Source organism: Neobacillus sp. PS3-40, assembly GCF_030915485.1.
In the GTDB taxonomy this organism is placed as follows: Bacteria; Bacillota; Bacilli; order Bacillales; family Cytobacillaceae; genus JAUZPL01.
Window position 1 is genome coordinate 4,422,595 of sequence record NZ_CP133266.1, and the last position, 21,107, is coordinate 4,443,701.

General features: G+C 35.1%; 18 protein-coding genes and 2 pseudogenes. 16 read left to right on the forward strand and 4 right to left on the reverse strand.

Going from position 1 to position 21,107, the window contains the following annotated elements; all coding sequences use genetic code 11:
- Positions 1–17: 17 nt before the first annotated feature.
- Entirely contained in the window at positions 18–2,276 is a 2,259-nt protein-coding gene (locus tag RCG20_RS21540; protein ID WP_308182174.1) for an S-layer homology domain-containing protein, read from the reverse strand.
- A 356-nt stretch (positions 2,277–2,632) separates the two neighbouring features.
- Here RCG20_RS21540 and RCG20_RS21545 point away from each other — a divergent pair, with 356 nt between their 5' ends.
- Both RCG20_RS21545 and RCG20_RS21550 read left to right on the forward strand, forming a co-directional pair.
- Positions 2,633–2,857, forward strand: coding sequence for a hypothetical protein (locus tag RCG20_RS21545; protein ID WP_308182175.1), 225 nt, complete (start codon positions 2,633–2,635; stop codon positions 2,855–2,857).
- Between the two features lie 291 nt (positions 2,858–3,148).
- On the forward strand, positions 3,149–3,910 hold the full coding sequence (locus tag RCG20_RS21550) for an SDR family oxidoreductase (RefSeq protein ID WP_308182176.1): 762 nt from the start codon (positions 3,149–3,151) through the stop codon (positions 3,908–3,910).
- Between the two features lie 1,126 nt (positions 3,911–5,036).
- Here RCG20_RS21550 and RCG20_RS21555 read toward each other — a convergent pair.
- Entirely contained in the window at positions 5,037–6,176 is a 1,140-nt protein-coding gene (locus tag RCG20_RS21555; RefSeq protein ID WP_308182177.1) for a lytic transglycosylase domain-containing protein, read from the reverse strand.
- A gap of 239 nt (positions 6,177–6,415) precedes the next feature.
- Between RCG20_RS21555 and RCG20_RS21560 the strand changes: the two genes are divergently transcribed.
- From RCG20_RS21560 to RCG20_RS21580, 5 genes are all read left to right on the forward strand, one after another.
- On the forward strand, positions 6,416–6,847 hold the full coding sequence (locus RCG20_RS21560) for a MarR family winged helix-turn-helix transcriptional regulator (protein ID WP_308182178.1): 432 nt from the start codon (positions 6,416–6,418) through the stop codon (positions 6,845–6,847).
- A 55-nt stretch (positions 6,848–6,902) separates the two neighbouring features.
- Positions 6,903–7,301 carry a DoxX family protein gene (locus RCG20_RS21565; protein WP_308182179.1) on the forward strand — a complete coding sequence of 133 codons (399 nt, stop codon included), beginning with the start codon at positions 6,903–6,905 and terminating at the stop codon, positions 7,299–7,301.
- A gap of 590 nt (positions 7,302–7,891) precedes the next feature.
- Positions 7,892–8,629: a GNAT family N-acetyltransferase gene (locus tag RCG20_RS21570; RefSeq protein ID WP_308182180.1), complete on the forward strand. Its 738-nt coding sequence runs from the start codon at positions 7,892–7,894 to the stop codon at positions 8,627–8,629.
- Positions 8,630–8,874: 245 nt separating this feature from the next.
- Entirely contained in the window at positions 8,875–9,342 is a 468-nt protein-coding gene (locus RCG20_RS21575) for a CBS domain-containing protein (protein WP_308182181.1), read from the forward strand.
- Positions 9,343–9,825: 483 nt separating this feature from the next.
- On the forward strand, positions 9,826–9,999 hold the full coding sequence (locus tag RCG20_RS21580) for a hypothetical protein (RefSeq protein WP_308182182.1): 174 nt from the start codon (positions 9,826–9,828) through the stop codon (positions 9,997–9,999).
- Positions 10,000–10,102: 103 nt separating this feature from the next.
- On the opposite strand, the pseudogene RCG20_RS21585 reads toward RCG20_RS21580, so the two are convergent.
- Positions 10,103–10,240 (reverse strand): annotated as a pseudogene (locus RCG20_RS21585) (IS1595 family transposase); the annotation flags it as partial.
- A 210-nt stretch (positions 10,241–10,450) separates the two neighbouring features.
- Between RCG20_RS21585 and RCG20_RS21590 the strand changes: the two are divergent.
- From RCG20_RS21590 to RCG20_RS21610, 5 genes are all read left to right on the forward strand, one after another.
- Positions 10,451–11,164 (forward strand): YjjG family noncanonical pyrimidine nucleotidase, encoded by a 714-nt coding sequence (locus RCG20_RS21590; RefSeq protein WP_308182183.1) that lies wholly within the window; start codon positions 10,451–10,453, stop codon positions 11,162–11,164.
- A 184-nt stretch (positions 11,165–11,348) separates the two neighbouring features.
- Complete coding sequence (locus tag RCG20_RS21595) at positions 11,349–11,594, forward strand: hypothetical protein (protein ID WP_308182184.1); 246 nt, start codon at positions 11,349–11,351, stop codon at positions 11,592–11,594.
- Between the two features lie 579 nt (positions 11,595–12,173).
- Positions 12,174–13,556: a L,D-transpeptidase family protein gene (locus RCG20_RS21600; RefSeq protein WP_308182185.1), complete on the forward strand. Its 1,383-nt coding sequence runs from the start codon at positions 12,174–12,176 to the stop codon at positions 13,554–13,556.
- 130 nt (positions 13,557–13,686) lie between these two features.
- Entirely contained in the window at positions 13,687–14,010 is a 324-nt protein-coding gene (locus RCG20_RS21605) for a heavy metal-binding domain-containing protein (RefSeq protein WP_308182186.1), read from the forward strand.
- A gap of 2 nt (positions 14,011–14,012) precedes the next feature.
- The gene (locus RCG20_RS21610) at positions 14,013–14,261 is read left to right on the forward strand and encodes a hypothetical protein (protein ID WP_308182187.1); all 249 of its coding nucleotides are present in this window, start codon (positions 14,013–14,015) and stop codon (positions 14,259–14,261) included.
- Between the two features lie 300 nt (positions 14,262–14,561).
- On the opposite strand, the pseudogene RCG20_RS21615 reads toward RCG20_RS21610, so the two are convergent.
- Positions 14,562–15,295, reverse strand: a pseudogene (locus RCG20_RS21615) (SDR family NAD(P)-dependent oxidoreductase).
- Positions 15,296–15,841: 546 nt separating this feature from the next.
- Here RCG20_RS21615 and RCG20_RS21620 point away from each other — a divergent pair.
- From RCG20_RS21620 to RCG20_RS21635, 4 genes are all read left to right on the forward strand, one after another.
- Complete coding sequence (locus tag RCG20_RS21620; RefSeq protein ID WP_308182188.1) at positions 15,842–16,039, forward strand: hypothetical protein; 198 nt, start codon at positions 15,842–15,844, stop codon at positions 16,037–16,039.
- 22 nt (positions 16,040–16,061) lie between these two features.
- Positions 16,062–16,337, forward strand: a complete 276-nt coding sequence (locus tag RCG20_RS21625) for an RNA polymerase sigma factor (RefSeq protein ID WP_308182189.1) — start codon at positions 16,062–16,064, stop codon at positions 16,335–16,337.
- Positions 16,330–17,319, forward strand: coding sequence for an anti sigma factor C-terminal domain-containing protein (locus RCG20_RS21630; RefSeq protein ID WP_308182190.1), 990 nt, complete (start codon positions 16,330–16,332; stop codon positions 17,317–17,319). The genes RCG20_RS21625 and RCG20_RS21630 overlap by 8 nt, the downstream gene beginning before the upstream one ends.
- 393 nt (positions 17,320–17,712) lie before the next feature.
- Entirely contained in the window at positions 17,713–20,865 is a 3,153-nt protein-coding gene (locus RCG20_RS21635; RefSeq protein WP_308182191.1) for a DEAD/DEAH box helicase, read from the forward strand.
- Positions 20,866–21,107 lie beyond the last annotated feature (242 nt).

Consider the following 21,107-nt stretch of genomic DNA (forward strand, 5'->3'; position numbering starts at 1 on the left):
ATGTCCCGTTGTCCCACCTAATATGTTTCAGATCGAATTTCAGGTTGGATTTCAAGGAATTTTGATAGGACAATTGCCAAGTCTGCTCTTGTCATGGTTTTGGCAGGAAGAAAATTCCCGTTCTTATCTGCGCTTGAGAAAATACCTAAACCGGAGATTAATCCGACACTGCCTTTTTCTTTAATTTTTGCCTGATCCTTGTATTTTACTGAGAACAATCCAGGATAAGATGCTAATTTTTCGTAGCCTAAACTGCGAACGAGTAGAACGGCGATTTCTTCTCTTGTGATGGATTTAGTTGGTTTAAAGTTTTGGCTATCTACTTTAATAATATTTCTCTCAATTGCTCTTTGAAGGTATGGATAGAATTCGTCTTCCTTTTTCACATCTGTAAATGGCGGGTTTAATGAAGGATTGATCCAAACAGAGCGTTCCCCCAAAGCTCTCACTATAAAGGTAATGGCTTCTGCTTTTGTCACTACTTTATCTGGCTGAACTTTTCCTTTTACAACATCAAAAATATTTAAATCGATCATGGATTGAAGCTGTTTTTCTGCTTTATGGCCCTTAATATCAGTTGCCACTGTGTCAGAACCTATTTCTTTCCCTGTTTCAAAATTCTTCCATTTCCCATCAATGGCATCCAAATATTTTGGAATTTCGAAATTACTGTTTTTTCCATATACAAGGGTTGTTTCTGTTCCACGTTGATCACCATTTGGAATGAGAAAATGGTAGAAAGTCGTTGGTGTATTTTTTACATAAAGCTCTTTTGCCTTTTCGGCTGAAATGACTTGGTCTTTGGATGGAAATGTAAGATTATTCCAATCCAAACTATAGGATGTTATAGCGCCTGTTTCCGCAGAAATATTTACACTAACGCCTTGGCCGAGAACGGTTAACCCATTTTCTTTTCGGCTGAAATAAATGGTGTACGTACGAGCTTTTTTCCATTTTCCATCCTTAATTTCTTGTGGCATTGTCGCATAAAGCCGGTCTCCTTTCGTTGCAGCAGAACCTTTAACAAAATCGGTTGCAATTTGAAGAGCTTGTTTCATATCCACTTTTACTTCAAAATCCGAACTGTTTTCTTGATTCGAATAATACCTATTATTATCATTATAATAGCGAACAAGTTCCCCTGTTTTGGCATCCACCATCGCCATTATATATGCAGATGGACCGGAACCATCCCCATTTCTCCAGTTGAATACCCAAACCTTTCTTCCATTTGATCCATAATCATCCTGATAATTGACATTTTCCACAACATAATGTTCAGGAATGGAAAGCTTGTCAGTTACAGCTTTTAATGCCTCATTTTTCGTTAACTCTTTCGTAGGTGTCGGTTGTTCAACAGGTTTGTCAAGCACTGGTCCTGTAGGTAACGTGATGCTAGGTTCTTGATTGGCTGGTTTCCCATCAACACCAAGAAGGTCTCCTGTTTTGGCATCATAAAGAGGCGGAACAATATTTATATAAGAATTGTTAGCTACTTGTTTTGGAGCATATACGAGTTGAGCTTGTTTAGAAAATGAATTGGAATAGGATGCGTACTGGTAATAAAGTTCTAATCCTATGTTGCTTGTGAAGAGTTGTCTTGCTTTTTCTTCTGTCATAATTCCTTCTGTATTTGCAAATTTAAAGGAGTTGTTCCATAGATAGTTGAACCCTCTAATTTTCTCATTTCCATCCACTTGTACAGAAATATTATTTTCATAAAATGGGATGCCATTTACAAGCTGATAGAATCTTACCATATATGTTCCATTTTGATAGGTTTTATTATATTCCTTCATATTGCTATCAATCTGCATTTCTTTAAGCTTTCCAGGATAGAGAGATTCAATATATTTTTTTGCACTTTCAACCGCTTTTTCATAGGAAATTTTTAATGGAGTAGCGGGAGCATTGTCATTATTATACATGTCAATACTTATAATCTCCCCTGTTTCGGCATCAACGGAAACATTGATGGAGCCATATGGTCGGCTTTGTTTAGACCAAGAAATCATCCATAGCTGCTGTCCCGTATAATAGTTGTAATCAAATCGAATTTCTTGCTGTTGATACCCGGATGGAATTTTTACTGCCTTTTTTGCAAGTTCCAGAGCTTTTTCTTGTGTAATCGTTGCTTCTTTTTCTAAGTTGGTAAGTGATGCAGATGATATTGCCTGTCCATTCTTTTCAGTGGCCGCGTGCACATTTATGGAATTAGCACTTCCTAGTAAAACAGATGCAACAACTAGACTTGATACCCATTTCTTTTTCTTCAAAATAAAATCCTCTCCTTAATAGTTTTTCATATTGTTATCGTTACAGTATTGTATATTCCATTTTTTGTGAATTATTCCTAAAAGAAGAAAAAAGGGACAGATTCCCATCCAACAACAAAGGAAAAATTTATTATTGTATAGCCGAGAAGTGTTGGAAGAATTTCAGCAGAATATTGATAGTGATAGTATTCATCTGTTAAAACCCGCTTAAGCAAATTCAAAAAAAGATTGTGAACTTTTTAACAAAATTATCGTATATATTCCTTTTTTCGTAACATTTTTCAGATATAATTATGATATGATAAACATGTGAAATAATTCACAATATAAATTCAGCATGGAAGGGGCGAAACGCCATGTTTTCAAAAGAAAAGATCGTTTTAGAATTGCATGAACAGTATTCGACTCAAGAAGAGTTAAGCAAGGTTGTAGTTCATGATCTGATGGAAATAGGAAAGCAGTGTCAAAACGTGGACAACTACACCATTCTAGTAAACAACAAAACTTACTCCTTATCAGATAGAATGTTTCTTATAAAGGGAATTATCCTCCGCCAAGCAGTATTAAGTGCGATAAATTAATTTCAAATAGAAAATCAAAGCGGGGGAGCCATTGTTCTTCTGCTTTTTTACTGTTAAAGAATTTAGATGGTCTTTGTAAACTGTCTAGCTCCAGTGCTCGCCAATCGGCGAGTTTTTTTTTGGACCATAGATCCAGGATTGTGGAAAAAGGAATCTGTAAAGCAACAGAAAATAATAACTAAGATTCATTGAAACGATAATCGGGGAAATATCTAAAAAACAAAAAAGGAGGTTTAAAAACAACACTTTTTACTTAAAGTGCCTAAATTTAAAAATAGGGGGATTTAGATAATGAAATTAGATGGGAAAGTGGCAATTATAACAGGGGCAGCATCAGGTATGGGGAAGGCAATTGCAGAATTGTATGCGAAAGAGGGGGCTAAAGTGATTTTAGCAGACCTCAACTTTGAAGGTGCAAAGGCAGTTGTAGAGGGGATTAAAAATAATGGTGGTCTGGCTAAAGCACTTCAAGTAAATGTTGCAAAATTAGGGGATATCGAAAACATGATAGACACAGCAGTTACTGAATATGGAACTTTAGATATCCTAGTAAATAATGCTGGTATAATGGATGGATTTGAACCCGTTGGAGATATTAGTGATGAAAAATGGGATTTACTATTTGATGTGAATACAAAAGGTGTAATGCGCGCAATGCGAAAAGCAATACCTATCTTTTTAGAAAAAGGAAAAGGTGTCATCATAAATACAGCTTCTACTGGCGGATTAAATGGTGCTCATTCAGGTGTTGCTTATGGAGCATCGAAGCATGCAGTTATTGGATTAACTAAGAATACGGGCTTTATGTATGCAAAAAAAGGTATTCGCTGTAATGCAATCGCACCAGGAGCAGTTGAAACTAATATTGCTTTAAGTATGAATAATATTAATCAATTCGGTATGGAACGAGCAGGCTTAACTCACGGATTATCACCGCGCTCTGGTCAACCTGAAGAAATAGCACAAGTTGCATTGTTCTTAGCTTCTGATGAATCAAGTTTTGTAAACGGTACAGTGGTAGTAGTCGATGGTGGTTGGACTGCTGCATTTTAAATTAAGGATTTGTTAAACTTCATTGTTGATTTTCATTAGGCTCTTTTCTTAAACTTTGTTGCTAGTTGAAACTAAATTAGAATGAGATTCCAGTTTACCGATTAAAACCGTATGAAGTTTTTACGAAAAGAGCACGATACTATTGTTATTTCGGGCTTTTAGACTAGGTACGAAAAACAACAATCTATGCGAAAACAGCCTTTCATTATGATTGGGGAATAGGACATACGATCCTATATTTAATAAAACAAACTGTTGTTCTAACATGAATATATAAATAAGGGCAAAAATAAGTGATTTCGAGTGGAGTTAACGGACATTATTGTTTAACAGAGCCATTTTTAAAGTAGTAATAACAGCAATCATTACTCGTGTAACTCGAGAAACCAACGAAAATAAAATAAGCGGAGATTTTTCGGTTAAATGCAGAATGGAGCTCGTTTCGGGGTGTATAAACGGAGGTTTTCCGGTTACGCAATGCAAAGTCCCCCATTTTCGCGGTTTTTGAGTCAATAGGCGGAAACTCTCCGTCTATTTAAGCTATTTTTAATCCAATTTACAAATTAAAAGGAATTTTTCCGTCTATTAAGAATTCGGACAAGTATCAAATATCAACATTTACCTTTAATAGAGCCTAAATTAAAATACGCTGATTGGCGAGCCCTAGAGATATATTTATTATTTGAAAATGAAATAGAAAAGGGCAGGTATGCTATTTTTCACAAAACTAAACTTCTTAATTAGACAAGTTTTGATCTCACTCATTTAATATAGTAACTAATCCTTTTGGGGGTGTATTAAATGGGTTGAGGAAATGCAAGTAAATCCTCTTCAGGTGGAAGAGTAAATTATTCAAAAGCAGCTATTAAAAAAGGAAATGGAAACAACAAAATTCTCCAAGGCAATACGAAAAAGCAGGCAGTAAATAATACAAAAAAAGCAGGAAAAAGAGGAAAATAAAAATGAGCGTGATTTTTTCCTGCACACATCAAAACGGAACAAAAAAGGGCCGTCAAATTTCACGTTGAATTTGACGGCCCTTTTTTGTTGATAGGTTTAGATTAAAGATCTACTCATTGAACGGCACTCAACTGCATCTAATTTTTACGATTTTTAACAGCATGCTTTATTTTTTGCTGGAAGTTTTAGCTGCACTTACTGCTTCTGTAAATTGGCGCTGATATTTAGTAGCCAAAGCAGGTACATTTCGAATATAATTTTGGGTCTCAGAGATATACAAGTACCTTGAGTTGAGCACGTTTCCAGGACCGGCATTATAAGCAGCCAACGCCATTTCTATGCTTCCAAAACGATTAAGTTGAATGGCTAAATATTTTGTTCCCCCTTCAATGTTCTCGGCAGGGTCGTATGGATTAACTCCTAAGCCATGGGCTGTTCTAGGCATTAACTGCATCAATCCAATAGCTCCAGCTGGACTTTGGACATTAGGATTACCTCCAGATTCTTGTTCGATAACAGCAGCTATTACAGCAGGGTCAATTCCATATTTCGAAGAGGCGGCTTGTATTTCTTTGCCCCATCTCATAACTTTATCAGATGAATCATATTCAACAACGACAACTGGTTTGTTCTCCACAACCTTAATAATCATTGGTTTGCCATCTGCAGTCATAATCCTAACAGTTAACATGTCGTTAAGGGCACTAAAACCGTCTTTTAGATTGTTTTTAATGATATCCCAATCAGATAAGGCAACCTGTGTATCAGCTGCCTGGTTATCCTCTAATTCTAGTTTATTACCGAGTAGGTCCTTGAATTTGCTTTTATCAGAAATTTCCTTACTGATACTTGTTAAGCTGTGTTTTGGAGCGCTGCTTAGAAAAGGGATCTTTGAAGCTATCAACTGAACCGTATTTTTTATATTGGTCTTAAAAATCAAATACTGTTCCTTTTTATAAGCTTTTGTATCAGTGATATCCACCTTATCTTGAAACGGTAGGTAGAGCTGAATTCTAACAGGTTCCTGATGGGCTAGTTTGTCAATAACCAAGTTTTCCATAGGCGTCCAATTAACTTTTCCGGCTGTATAAATCAACACAGCCAAAATTCCGATGAGAATTAGAACTTTGCGAAAAAATGGCCAAATCCAATTCTTCAAAACATGCTTACTCTTTTTTTGTATTAGTGCAAGATATTTATTCAAGGGAGATTCCTCACTTTTTGTCATTAAAATAACCTTTGGTTTTCTCTGTTTTTTGTATTTTCCAAGTAATTGTGGTCCTCCTGCATCTACACTAAACTGCATAATATACAGCTTGAATAAGGCTATATAATACATAATTACAGTAATTGTAACGTAGGGATGTTGTGGGTAATTGCCTGAGTTATGTCGTTTTTTTTACAAATAGACTCCCTAAAGAGGATTCATGTTTCCTTTGGGTGACAAAAATAATAAAAAATGGTTATTGACAGGAAGGATAGTAAGCAGTATTATTATCTCATATTCAAGATATTTAATTTCGAGATATTTTCTAGGAGGTGATAATGATGGAAGGAAAATGTACAAATTTTCCTTATCTACTATTAATGCAGACATCGAAAGCAGTTCAGGATCGAATTAGGATCGAAATTACCAAAAGCAAACTTACTATTACTGAATTTTCTGTTTTAGAAGTGCTTTACAACAAGGGAAAACAAACGATTCACCAAATTGGTAACAGCATCCTAATATCAAGCGGATCAATGACATATGTAATAGATAAATTAGAACAAAGAGGATTGTTAAATCGGAGTGCATGTCCAGTCGACCGTAGAGTCATTCATGTACTTTTAACCGATGATGGGAGTGATTTGATGGAGAATATCCTGCCCAAACATACAGAATTAGTTGAATTCATGCTTGGTTCTTTAAGTAATCGTGAAAAAGAGATTTTGGTCAAACTGTTGAAAAAGGTAAGAGATCGAGTTGAAAGTTGATTTTTTTTGAATGTTTATCTCGAATTCAAGATATATATAATAGGAGGATTTTATAATGATAAATAGTGGTTTATTAATAATTCGTTTGGTGATTGGTGTTTTATTTATGGCTCATGGAGCCCAGAAATTATTTGGCTGGTTCGGAGGATATGGAATAAAAGGTACAGGGGGATGGTTGGAATCTATTGGTATTAAACCTGGTGTAACAATGGCAATTTTTGCAGGATTAGCAGAACTTTTGGGAGGAATATTGTTCACTTTAGGCCTGTTAACTCCACTTGCGGGAATAATGATTGCAGGAACCATGGTTATGGCTATCGTTAAGGTGCATGGTCCAAATGGATTATGGGCAACATCAAACGGATATGAATACAATCTAACTTTGATTGCAGTTGTAATCGGGATTGCTTTAATTGGCCCAGGCCAATATGCATTAGATGCTTTATTATTCTAAAAGAAAAAATCTTAGGAACGGGTATCTTTGTTGAATAACATCAGATTTAAAACAAAAAGGTATGCTTGTAAATGAGATCATTTGTAGTATATGAGGATAGGAAAGGCAGTTGATAATGCTGCTTACCTATCCTTCTTTTTTCTTTATTATGTATGACATTAAATACTGTTACTTTTTTAGCTAACCAGAATTTATATCCATAAATTCTGCTAGCGCGCATAAGGGCAACTATGCCTCTGTCATCGCCCATAGGGGCTTGCCAATCGGCGAGTTTTCTTTATAAAATTAATCAATAAGGTCCTTTTACCATTAGTACAACAAATTAAATTATGTGATAAATTAGAAACTATTTTAAAATGTACAAATAAAAATAAATTAACAAATGAATCAATGAAATCTGCCCTAAAAATAATAGAAAAACATAAATCATTAAATCTAAAGGCACTATGAAACGCTAATCTAAAAAGGATTGCCAAGGATTCTTTCTTAGCAAAAGTAAGAACTGGCTAGAAACCACAATGTACTATCCCAAATATTCAGTAAGTAGTGGGGCTGGAGACAAATGAATTAATTATTAGGAGAATGTAAAAATGTTAGTAGACAAAATAATAAAATTCGAAAATAATTATGCTGAAATACAAGCTAATGTAATTGAAAAAACGTATGGAAAAATCTTTTATGATAAAAATAATCCATTTTCATATGATAGCAATCATGCATTAATTAATGAGAATACTGACTATGATTCAGCGATAAAGGATATGGTAAATTTTTATGAATCAATAGCTATAACGCCACGAGTGTATACATTCACAAAAAATATAAGTGCTGTCGGTCAATATTTAGAAACTCAAGGATTTAATAAATCAATTGAGGAGATTTGTTTCTTTGTCCAAAAAAATAAAATAATAATAGATATTCCTAAAACAATTGATTTTAAAAGGTTAAAACAAATAGATGAAACCGTTTATGAATTATTCCAATCTGATAGTGATCAAGGGGAGTGGGGTTACAAGGCTCTGATAAAGTCAATTGATAAAGAACACTTCTATTTGTTTGGTGGATATGTTGACAATAATTTAGTTTGTATAGCTTCAATTTACAAACAGAATGATATTTCAAGGATAAATGATGTATTTACTAAAAAGGATAAAAGAGGAAATGGTTACGGCAGCCAATTAATTAATTTTATAACTGATTTTAATGATAAGAATCTAAAAACAATAAGTTATTTATATGCTAACAATCATGATGCAATAAAAATATATAAAAAAGCTGGATATGAAGAAATCAATGCCATTATACGGGGATGTTATTGGTTGGAGTAAATTCAAACCTGTTTGAGATCCAAACTGGCAGTTTGATCGTTCATAGGTTTGAAGGATAACAGTTTCTTTCGAGAAAATTAGCCAATCTCAATATGAGGCAAGGCAATAATTGTATATGGATTCAATCCATATGTTATATAGTAAATATGCATTAATTCTATTAGAAAATTTTTCATTGAAGGTCAATAAGAGAAGGGATTTTCTTCCTTATTGCCGAATTAGGATAGAAAGAGGTGGGGAAAAATATGAAAGTAAAAGATTTTATGATCCGTTCTGTGATCACTGCTAATGAAAGCGACAGCGTTGAAATGATTTTAAAGAAAATGGCCAAATACAAAATCGGCGGGCTTCCCGTGGTGGACGCAGAGAACCAGTTAAAAGGGATTGTTACAGATGGTGATGTGCTAAGGTATTTAACACCCACAGAAGAAAACATGTACATCTATTGGGCTTACTATGTTACGGGTGTACCAGAAATTCCTGAAACACCGGAAGCAAGCGTAGCATCAAAAAAGGGAGATCACGTTAAAGATTTCATGAAAAAAAAGGTTGCAACAATTAGTGAAGACGATACTCTAAAAAGTGCCATTGAGCTTTTGGCAAGACATCATTTTAAAAAAATTCCGGTCTTAAATGAAGAAATGAAAGTGGTAGGCATTATCAGCCGCGGAGATATCATCAGAAGATTATCTGAAAAATTTCTTACAAAATAAAATCCTTAGAAGACGGTAAATCCGTCTTTTTCTTTATTTAGGCCCATTGGCTACATTAAATTTACAGTGTGTAGAAAATTCGATTAAAGAATAATTAGGAGCAAACACAATCGAACTGCCAAACATGAAGGGTATCAATAAAATTATTTCCATTTTAGTTGCGCCATTACCGGTAGTTGGAATTGTCCTTATTCATAATGAAAAAACCAGTAAGTCTATAAGTCATTTATTAGAAAAAATTTCGTTGCCCAATATTCTAATTGTTGGCTTTAAATTGCGGATAAGAACGAGCGAAAATCGTTTAAATTAGACTCATATAAAATACTTTACTATAATTACATTATGTTAACTTAGTGATTATACCTCATTCAGATGCACGATTATTTATATAGGCTGTTTTCGTAAAATTTGTTGTTTTCGTAATGAATAATTTGAAATATTTGTATAATATGATAAGATTTTATTAAAAAAAGGAGGGTATTTGTGCAACAAAACCAATTAGTTTCTTTCTTAAGCCTTGGTTCTATCATAATTGCACTTTCGCTTTTATTTCGTTCATCTGCTATTATATCAACGATTCTTTTATTAATGGGTTGCGTTTTAGTAGGGTTTGTCTTTTTAAAACTTTTCGCAAACAGTAAAAAAAGAAAAGAATAATATAATTTATTTACAGCCCTGTCTATGCGGGGTTTTTATATTGCACGTAGCTTTTTTACTGTTGTATAAATTGATTTTTGACACGCTGAGATTTGCATTATCAGGCTTCTCGAATGCTTTTGTGAAGTTTTATGATTTTATCTGGTTCGTCTGGAAACAAATCTTGTTTCATAGCATTAAATAACGGTATTTGCTCTGATTTAGATAATTCGCTGAACTCTTGATATCCGTCTTCCCTCATCCTTTAACGCCCCCTAAACCCCATTGAATCAACTTTTTAACAGTATTCACAATCTATCCGAATATAGCTTTTATTTATAATATCCTATCAATAATTACTTCACTAAATAAGTTAAGAGCTATGATATCAAATGAATAAAAATATATGGTACACTATTTTTAAAGTTTTTAATCTATTAATTAGAAAAATAAGTAAATTGGAGAGATTCTGTTGAAAAAATATACAACGTTATTATTTGATGTAGATGATACACTTCTGGATTTTGATGCTGCAGAGAGTTTAGCATTGCGATTGCTTTTCGAAGAGCACCATTTTTCTTTAACACCTGAAATTGAAAAGAAGTACAAAACGATAAATAAGGGTCTCTGGAAGTCCTTTGAAGAAGGCATAATAAATCGTGATGTGGTTTTGAATACTCGTTTTTCTATTCTTTTTAAGGAATACGGTAAGGAAGTGGATGGAACTATTCTCGAAAAAAGTTTTCGCTCCTATCTTGAACAAGGACATCAACTTAAAGACGGAGCCTTCGATTTAATATCAGACTTACAAAATCAGTATGACTTATATATTGTGACGAATGGTGATTCTAAAACACAAGATAGGCGTTTACGTGATTCAGGATTATATCCGTTATTCAAGGATATTTTTGTCTCGGATGTCACTGGCTTTCAAAAACCGATGAAGGGCTTTTTTGATTATGTCATTGCGAGAATTCCTAATTTCAAAGTGAATCAAACATTAATTATTGGAGATTCCTTAAGTTCAGATATTAAAGGTGGCAATCTAGCAGGGATTGATACATGTTGGTTTAATCCAGAAATGAAACACAATAACTCTGATATTATTCCAACCTATGAAATTCAAAAACTCGAGGATCTTTATCGAATTTTAACTGGAAAAGATAGTAGAATAAGCATTCGTTAGTTATTCTTTTAATGAAGAGCTTTTCAACTTATGCTCGCCTCGATTATTGTATTTTTGATGCTAAACAACAGTAAAGCTCAAAAAATGATGACAACAACTTATTGACCGAATGTCTTGGTCTTTCCTTTTATTTACTAATATGTGATAAACTAACTATTAAAGTGGTAAAGAGAGGGCTGAGAGGATGAACAATAATCATCATGAGAACAATCAAGAGGATGAACAAAAAGAACAAAAGGAACAAAAGGAAAAGAAACAAGAATTGGTAAAGGAACTATTAGATAATCAATTTACGTTCGGGCTATTTTCTCTTGGAAAATATGAGAAAATGGCAGAAAAAAACCCTAAAAAAGCTTATATGATGGTTTTTGGGCCTGTAATTTTTGTTGTAATAGTTTTTGGGCTTGTATATTGGATTTTTGTAAAATGATTATCTCTGATTTTATTGTTTTTCTTTCATCCTTCATAAAAAACATTTCATCTATGCTACTTTTAATTTCGTTTTAATAACAACGCTATACTTTAACATAACCTAAAAATCAGTATTTTTTTCTAATCCGTTTCATTTTTGAAATCGCAAAAGTTACTAATATCTACTTCGATTACGAAAGTTTGGTGCCTGACACCCGGTGCATATCTAAGCGCACAAGGGGCAGGTACCTTTTTTTACCAAACAATTTATAATAATATGGGCGCAAAGGGGCAAAAGAATTTTACATAAATTAGTAGTTTGAAATAGTACATCAGAATAAGATTCTAGTATAATAAAAGGATTGGAATACCCCCCATAATTGATATGTTATTTCTATTTTATTAAGGTCTCCGGTCTTATTTCCAATAAAATCAGTTCAACGCAATGCTTGTGGCCCCATTAATCGAGCAATAAATAAAGTTGACAATATCAAGGTTCTATAATATTTGTCAATTAGACCTAATGTCAATTAGTTAATGAATAAAGATACTTTTAAACTTTAGAACATGTAAACCAATAATCCTGAGGTGATGGGCCATGCGTAAAATTAAAATAATTATTATAAGCAGTCTGATCATGATAATTGCACTCGTATTTGCAGGTATCTACTACTATCAGTCAACTCGATTCAATTCGAATATCACGATCAATGACACTAAAGTTGGGGGACTAACTGCGGATCAAGCAATAAAAAAATTAAAATCAACTGTATTAAAAAATGTAGTCTTTGTCGGACAAGAACAAATTTTTGATGGAAAAGATACGAAAATGGAATTTACGAATAATGATATGACTGGAGTTAAGAAGTTATTAAGAAGACAGCAGACCTTTTTCCCTACTTCAAAGGCAAAAAGTTATTTGTTTATACCAGGCAAAGCGGATTATTATCAAAGCAAAACCATGAAAAAGAAAATAGAAGAAAAGCTCATATTAATGAATAAGGGCTTAAAAGCACCACAAGATGCCGAAGCCCATTTAGAACAGGGTAAAATGATCGTCTCCAAAAGCATTAATGGAAAGCAGTTCGATGTGGCTAGTTTGGTAAAGGATTATCAGAAGCAGGAATTCAATAGTGAAATCCATCTGAATGCCGTATATTTGCAGCCTATCAAAGCGGACAGCCCAATTGTGAAACAAGAAATGAAAATGCTGCAAGAACTCGTTCAACGAACCATTGATTATAAGGTACAGAACAAAGATTATTCTTTTATAGCAAGCGATTTAATTAAAAATGCATCAGTGTCAAAAAAAATGAAATATAGCATTAATACAAGCGATATTCAGAAGAAGGTTGCTGAAATTGACCGTTCTCAATCGACATTAAATAAAAATTATACATTTAAGACCCATTCAGGTTCAGTAATATCGGTAAAAGGGGAATCCTATGGCTGGGCAATTGACGTTGGCGCCGAAACAAAGCGGATTCAGGAAGCTTTTGAAAAAGGGGAAAAAGCCATACTTGCCTATAATATCTATGGTATTGGTTGGAACACTTATGGCATCGGCTATCATAATCCAACGAACAATGGAATTGGGAACACATATGCGGAAGTGTCAATTAAGGAACAGCGCATTTGGATTTATAAAAATGGGCAATTAAAAGTTACAACACCAGTGGTAACAGGCAGACATGACACCCATGAAGACACACCAAAAGGCCTGTGGTATATCATGTTTAAAGAATCACCTTCCATCCTACAGGGCAGTGAAGTAGGCAATCCGAATTATTCAGTTAAAGTTGACTATTGGGCACCCTTTACTCTCGGAGGAGTTGGGTTCCACGATGCCAGCTGGAGGAAAAATTGGGCGAGTACTGCCTACCTTAAAAAAGGATCTGGTGGATGCGTCAATACACCACCAAGTATTATGAAAGCCGTGTATGACAATCTAGCCCAAAACGAACCAGTTGTCGTTTATTAAGGAATGAAAATCCATCAACGTGCCAACTGAGCCAAATTCGCAGTGAACGTTTCGAGTACCCGTTTAATAAACAACAAGTCGTTAATGAATTTATAACGCACTGGAATTAAATTTATAAGGGGGAAATTTTATGATAGTTGTAACGAAAGAGAAGATTGAAGGATATGAAATTAAGGAAGTATTAGGGGCTTGTTTTGGCCTTGTTGTGAGAAGTCGCGGATTTGCTGGTCAGATTACTGCTGCATTTAGGTCCCTTGTAGGTGGGGAAATTTATGAATATACGGAAATGCTTGAAGACGCAAGAAAACAAGCATTAGATCGCTTAAACCAAAATGCCCAGGCAATGGGCGCCAATGCAGTCGTCATGTTTCGATTTGATTCAGGCGAAATTGGTCAAAACATGAGCGAGATTGTTGCATATGGCACAGCAGTTATTGTAGAAAAGGTTGATTAAGAATGAACTGGTTTTGGTATTATCTATTATTTCAAATCTGCATCATCATTTTCTTTTGGATCTTTTCCAAACGAAAAGACAAGCGCTATAAAATAAATAATACCCTAACAGAAGACTTCGAGCCAACACAAGAAGTCTCCATTGATCCAGTTTCAAAGGTGTTGAAACGAGTCTATGTGAATCGGAACACCGGAGAGCGAAAATATATTGATGAAAAAGGGGAAAATGACCATAATCGAAAAAGAAAGTAATTTTGGTCAAACAGCATAGTTATAGGGTACGCTATAACTCCTAGCACTGGGTAGGGGATTTTACTTTTGCCAGAGGCAAACATTTGAGGCCATTCAATACTCCAAGTTGTGTTTGATGAAGCAATCTATGTTTGAAAAATAAATAGGCTAATTCAATGGGGTCATCATTTAACGACCTTGTGAATTAGCCTTTTTTTAGCAAACCAGAATTTATATCAATAAATTCTGCTGGCGCATACGGGCAACTACGCTTTCGTCATCGCCCTAAGGGGCTCGCTAAACAGCAATTTTTCTATAATATTATTGAGCAGTATAGCCCCCGTCAATGATTAATGAACTTCCAGTCATAAACTCATTTTCGCATAAAAAGACAATGGCATGAGCAATCTCTTCAGGTCTGCCGAGTCTTCCGATAGGATGCTGAGCCACTAGCCCTTCATAAAAATCACCGAGTGCTTCTTTGTTAACCATTCCCGTTTCTACATACCCTGGACAAATGGCATTGACTCGGATGTTTTGCGAAGCATATTCTAATGCAAGTGATTTTGTTAGAATATTGACAGCTCCTTTAGAAGCATTGTAGGCAAAAGCACCTGCTTGACCGACATGGCCTAAAATACTGGCCGTATTCACAATCGATCCTCCACCGGTTTTCAACATTTCACGTATGGCATATTTGGCTCCAAAAAACACTCCATTTTGATTCACTTTAATTACGTTATTGTAATCATCAAAAGATGGCAGCAAGTACTCCCACTCCAGCATTATTCACTAATATATCAACAGCTCCGAAAGTTTTGAACGGCATCTGCCACCAATTGTTCAACCGACGATTCATTCGACATATCCGCCTGAATAAAAGAAACCTCCAAGCCTTTTTCCTTCAATTCCTTTTCAGCTTCTTTTCCTGTTTTTTCGTTATAATCCGCTAAAATAACCTTCACGCCTTTTTGACCAAATGCCTCCGCCGTTGCCAATCCAATGCCGGAAGCTCCTCCTGTCACAATTGCGACTTTACCATTTAATGAAATCAATCGTATTCCTCCTTTGGATATTGGTTATTATTTGAATAAACTGCTTTCTATTTTTAGATTTACCTAAATATTATAAAAATTACAATTTATTTCTATGAAAAAACAATCATTAATAACCAAAACAATAGGATAATATTGAAAATCTAAATGATGTAAAAAAAGGCCAGCTTATAACTAGCCTTTAGCATAATTTTGCTTTGAGATAGTTCGTACAAGCAACGATTACTCCCAAATCAATTACAGTAATTCACTTAATAGTTCACCTTACTTGAATATCTTTATTCAATATTCATGGTACTTTTCTTTAAATAAGAAAAGTGCTTTTTTGTTTTTTACTAATCCATTTTTTTAAAGCGTTGTGGTTACTAAGAACAATTACTATTTCCAAAGTTAGATGTCTAACGCCGGGGAGTTAGCATGAAAACGTACCAGGGTGAAAATTATTTTATTGTTTAGAATGGGTTAAAAAAGCTATAATTCAATATTTTTATACATATAATGTAAACTTTTCATAAAGTTATACGTCTATTCAGAAGGAGGACGAAGATGGATGGCATAAATAAGAATAAAGAACTCAATACAGAACTTACTATCGTATATAGGCACTTACGTAAGTTGGGCATCGCACCGGCGGATGAGGATGTTGTTCAGGAAACTGTTTATAGATACCTACTTTACCGCTATTATCCAGACCTCATAGACACGCAGTTGTCTAATACGGGTAGCGTTAAATTTTCATTATGATCAGTGTCGGAAGCTACGAAGGGTGGAACTGAATTTAAACGAGGGACTTCTTGAGATTAATAGTAAGGATCGTCCTGAGACAATTCTTCTCGAAAAAGAAAAGAGCCGTGAGCTTGGATATGCACTTTCTCAGTTAAAGCCTCATTTTCAAGAGTTGATGCTATTAAAGTATCATTCCGGCCTAATGTACGCTGAAATTTCGAAATTACTAGAAATGAGCGTTAGTTCAATTAAGACAAATATATTTAGGGAGAGGAAAAAGTTGGCAAATATTTTTAAGGAGGCAAACCATGAGTGATAAACACGAACCAAAAAATGGCGATGAAATCGATTTTATAAGCAGCCCTACCTTGCAAAAGGCAATCACAAAATCGAAAAGGAAGCAAACAATCCAGTATGTCATCATTGCTGTTCTTACCACTTCCATCCTGTTGACCGCTCTTTTCATGAGCAGTAAATATATCCTTACTAAACGGATAGACAATCAAGACTCTTTCTATAATGCGGTTCACGGAGCAAATATTTCAGGTGGGGGTACGACTTATAACTACAACCTTTTTAGTATAGTAGCAGAGACAACATACCGTAAAACCATCGGCGACCGATCAATACTATGGGATAGGAAGACCGAGAAAATTCCTCTCTTTGGAAGGATAGAAACCATTGGAACAAGTAGTGGAATGATGGAAATCAATAGTTTAAATAAAGAAGCAAAAAGGGTTGTTCGTTATAATAACTTCAATAATGAAAGAAAAATAGATTTCTATTATCCTGGGTTGTCCTATGACTATCTGCCGCATGAACTCGATATTGCAGTAGGTTTGGATAAGAATACGTTAATCGAGGTTGCACTTTCCTTTAAGGAACCAATGACCCTAGCTGAGGTGGCTGATCAGCTGGGCAAGGAAAATGTTAATTGGCTATGGGTCGATACAACGACAGCCGCTCAAATGGACAGAATGGAAACGGAACTGGAAAATGATAGCCTAAAAACAAAGGGCGGAGGGGGTGCATTTGGATTTGAGGTTAGACCGGAAGCCCCTTTTTCTGAGGAAAACGGTCAAGTGTTCATCAAAATGCTGGAACAGCTAAACAAACATAGTCATAAAAGTTCAATTAAAGAGGCTCTAAAGGGAATTAAAGAAAATACCCAAGGAACAAAGGGGAAAATCCGTTTAAACGGAGCCGTTGTAACCGGTACGGCAGCGGAGCTTAAACGTTTCCAAAACCTAGATTTCATCCGCTCATCCGTCCTTGGCGCAACGATCGATAAATATTAAATTTATAGGGTTGTTCATGAGGAATATGGGGAAGGGTCAGTTGGGCATTAACAGGATTGAAAGTGTAAATGGCGAACAGTGGCTGGCACTGTTCGCCATGCAAAAAAGGTGATGTTCTCCTACTGAAAATTGTAAATTGAAAATCAAATATAAATTCCTGCCTACATTATTAACTCTGGTTTAACGGAATAAGTTTCATAAAGAACGGTTGAATCCAACCGTTCTTTTCTGCTATGAGCAGTAAATGGCTATCATCCAGATAAATATAGATACGCAGATTCTGATAAAATATACTAGGACATTGTTGTTTTTAAATTTAAATTCTATTAAATGAAGGGTTTCTTACTGAAAATGAGGAAGTAAATAATATAACGAAATCCAAGGAGTATAAATATGCTCAATCAAGGAATCTACGAAGAAATAATAAACCAAAAGCTAAAAAATAAACTTACTGGGTTAGACATCAACACGTACGAAATAGGCAAAGAACTACTAGACGTTGAAGAAGCCAGAAAACTATTATCTTCCTATATCTCTACTGTTACTAGAAAAGCACTGAAATTTGTGCGTGACAATGAGAGTAATGACCAGCAGGCTTTAATTAATCAAATTCGAACTTGCAATGAGATTATTTCAACCTTAAGTGAGAGATTGGATGATGAGGAATTTCGACAGCTAAAGATTGATGAAGAAGGTGAGATTCTTACTTCGATCTATTCCAGGATTAATTCGATTCGAAGCATTCAGAAGGGTGAGGTTATCCGGCCGGTTACTCCACTTTCGCAGAGTTCACTCTTTACTGGCTCGAACTATGAACCGAATATGCTTGGAGAGCTGAAAAAGGAAATCCTCACTGCGGATTCCATTGATATGCTCGTTTCATTTATTAAGTGGAGTGGTCTGCGGTGTATTATCGAGGAGTTACAATCTTTTACGGCTAGTCCGAATAACAAGCTTAGGATAATTACCACTTCTTATATGGAGGCAACGGATTATAAGGCTATCCAGGAACTAAGCAAATTGCCAAATACAGAAATAAAGATTTCATATGATGTTGATCGAACTCGGCTTCATGCCAAAGCCTATCTTTTCAAACGGGAGACAGGGTTCAGCACTGCTTATATTGGTTCTTCGAATCTATCAAATCCCGCATTAACATCAGGTTTGGAATGGAATATTAAAGTCACGGAAAAAGATTCATTTGATATTGTGAAAAAATTTGAAGCGACGTTTGAAAGTTATTGGAATGATAATGAGTTTAAGCTATTCAGTCCCGATAGTGCACAGGATCAGGAGCTTTTAAAACATGCTTTATCAAAAAGTAAGACACATGAGGAGAATGAACATCATTTTCTTTTCGATATCCAGCCTTATTTTTATCAAAAAGAGATTTTAGAAAAGTTACAAGTGGAACGAGAAGTTTTCGGACGGATGAAAAATTTACTCGTTGCTGCGACTGGCGTAGGAAAGACAGTAATTTCTGCGTTCGACTATAAACGGTTTAAGAACAAAAACAAATCAGCCAAATTATTGTTCGTTGCACACCGCGAGGAAATATTAAAGCAAAGCCTTGAAACCTTTCGGGCTATTCTGAAAGATCCCAATTTTGGTGGCATGTTGGTAGGAAATCATCAGCCAGATTCGTTGGAAAATTTGTTCATAAGCATCCAAAGTTTTAATAGTAAAAAACTCGGTGAAACCATGACAAGTGATTTCTATGATTTTATCATTGTAGACGAATTTCATCATGCAGCTGCTGAGTCATATCAAAAGCTGTTGAGCCATTATCAGCCAAAAATTCTCCTTGGCCTTACGGCAACACCTGAGAGGATGGATGGAAAGGATATTTTGTCTTATTTTGATGAAACGATTTCAGCAGAAATGCGGTTAACGGAAGCAATCAATCGAAAGTTGCTCAGTCCGTTTCAATATTTTTGTGTAAGTGATACTGTCGATTTGTCAAAGTTGAAATGGAGTCGGAAAGGGTATGAAATTAGAGAATTAGAGAATGTTTACACATCGAATGACCATCGAAGCAGCCAAGTTGTGAAAAGCCTCTATAAATACGTAACAGACATTGATCAAGTCAAAGGATTAGGGTTTTGTGTATCGATAGAGCATGCAAAGTACATGGCGGATTTCTTTAATAAAATGGGTATTCCATCTGTTGCACTTTATGGAAATGTTGACGGAAAGACGAGGCGTGAAGCACAATATCGACTCATACAAGGTGATATTAAGTTTATTTTTGTTGTTGATCTTTATAATGAAGGAATCGATATTCCAGAAGCAAACACAATTTTATTTTTACGGCCAACAGAAAGCTTGACGGTATTTTTGCAGCAACTTGGACGTGGATTGCGGTTAGCTGAGGGAAAAGAGTGTTTGACCGTATTGGATTTCGTAGGACAAGCTCATAAAAATTATGACTTTGAACAAAAGTTTCGCGCTTTGATGGGGAAGACAAAGCATTCTGTCCAGCACTATCTTGAACATGGGTTCTTTCATTTGCCAAAAGGTTGCTTTGTTCAATTAGAAAAGCAAGCCAAAGAGTATATTTTAAGAAACATTAAAAGCAGCACGAACACTCGCGGTAATATGGTTGCCAAAATGAAATACTTTGAGGAAGATACTGGTTTACAATTGAAATTGGCAAACTTTTTAAAGCATCATCATCTTTCCATTTATGATTTTTATGGAAAAAGTGGTGACCGGAGCTTTAGCCGGATAATGGTGGAAGCAGGAGTTGCGTTAAACTTTGAGTTTGATGATGAGAAAGTGCTGACGAAACGATTACCGAATTTGTTCCATTTTAACTCGAGGAAGCTGCTACAATTTTTAGTGAGCTATATTAAAAATCGTGCCGTTCAGAATAAAGAAGAACAATTAATGCTTGCGATCTTCTACTATTCTTTTTATAATGCGCATCCAGCTAATGAGGGGTTTGTGTCACTTGAAGAAGGTGTAAGTAGAATATTGGCCCAACCGGAGTTCAAAGAGGAAATTTTAGAAATCCTGCGTTATCTCTATCAATCTTTAGAAACAATGGAAATTGAAAATAATTTTAATTTCATATGTCCTTTGGGTGTTCATTGTCACTATAATACCTCGCAAGTTCTTGCTGCATTGGGGTATTACAATGAATTGAGCAGTCCTGCATTCCGTGAAGGGGTTAAACATTTTGATGATGAAAGCCTAGATATCTTTTTCATTACCTTAAATAAATCGGAAAAGGACTTTTCGCCATCTACTTTGTATGATGACTACGCAATTAATGAGCAGCTCTTCCACTGGCAAACGCAAAGCCGTGTTGCGGAGGGAAGCAAAACTGCTGAGCGCTATATTAATCATAAAAAGCAAAACCATCAAATTGCACTGTTTGTCCGGGAATATAAGAAGGAAAACGGCTATACTTCACCGTTCGTATTTTTAGGAACAGCCGACCAAGTTAGCCATTCTGGTAGCAAGCCAATGAGTTTTGTCTGGAGATTGAAGGAAGAAATGCCTTCATATCTTGTGCCTAGGGCGAATAAGAATATACTTTGAACATGAATTGGAAGCCCCATTTTATTTTATTGGGGTTTCTTTTTTGTTGGAAAAATAAACCTACTGCTCTATCATTAAGATATAGAATTATTAAAGTTAACCATGAGGAGAGTTAGCTTGGATAAAATAAAAGTTTTTAGAAAATGGTAATTCAGCTGGAATCCTTTATTTTAAGGACAAAAAATATTTCAAGCAACTATAAATGAAAGTGGTATTAATATTATTTGCCAGCTAATATTTTT

What these genes read in the sequence shown, in the direction of transcription:
- RCG20_RS21545 (WP_308182175.1), top strand. Translation starts at nt 2,633, where the DNA reads ATGTTTTCAAAAGAAAAGATCGTTTTAGAATTGCATGAACAGTATTCG.
- RCG20_RS21550 (WP_308182176.1), top strand. Translation starts at nt 3,149, where the DNA reads ATGAAATTAGATGGGAAAGTGGCAATTATAACAGGGGCAGCATCAGGT.
- RCG20_RS21555 (WP_308182177.1), bottom strand. Translation starts at nt 6,176, where the DNA reads ATGCAGTTTAGTGTAGATGCAGGAGGACCACAATTACTTGGAAAATAC.
- RCG20_RS21560 (WP_308182178.1), top strand. Translation starts at nt 6,416, where the DNA reads ATGATGGAAGGAAAATGTACAAATTTTCCTTATCTACTATTAATGCAG.
- RCG20_RS21565 (WP_308182179.1), top strand. Translation starts at nt 6,903, where the DNA reads ATGATAAATAGTGGTTTATTAATAATTCGTTTGGTGATTGGTGTTTTA.
- RCG20_RS21570 (WP_308182180.1), top strand. Translation starts at nt 7,892, where the DNA reads ATGTTAGTAGACAAAATAATAAAATTCGAAAATAATTATGCTGAAATA.
- RCG20_RS21575 (WP_308182181.1), top strand. Translation starts at nt 8,875, where the DNA reads ATGAAAGTAAAAGATTTTATGATCCGTTCTGTGATCACTGCTAATGAA.
- RCG20_RS21595 (WP_308182184.1), top strand. Translation starts at nt 11,349, where the DNA reads ATGAACAATAATCATCATGAGAACAATCAAGAGGATGAACAAAAAGAA.
- RCG20_RS21600 (WP_308182185.1), top strand. Translation starts at nt 12,174, where the DNA reads ATGCGTAAAATTAAAATAATTATTATAAGCAGTCTGATCATGATAATT.
- RCG20_RS21605 (WP_308182186.1), top strand. Translation starts at nt 13,687, where the DNA reads ATGATAGTTGTAACGAAAGAGAAGATTGAAGGATATGAAATTAAGGAA.
- RCG20_RS21610 (WP_308182187.1), top strand. Translation starts at nt 14,013, where the DNA reads ATGAACTGGTTTTGGTATTATCTATTATTTCAAATCTGCATCATCATT.
- RCG20_RS21620 (WP_308182188.1), top strand. Translation starts at nt 15,842, where the DNA reads ATGGATGGCATAAATAAGAATAAAGAACTCAATACAGAACTTACTATC.
- RCG20_RS21630 (WP_308182190.1), top strand. Translation starts at nt 16,330, where the DNA reads ATGAGTGATAAACACGAACCAAAAAATGGCGATGAAATCGATTTTATA.
- RCG20_RS21635 (WP_308182191.1), top strand. Translation starts at nt 17,713, where the DNA reads ATGCTCAATCAAGGAATCTACGAAGAAATAATAAACCAAAAGCTAAAA.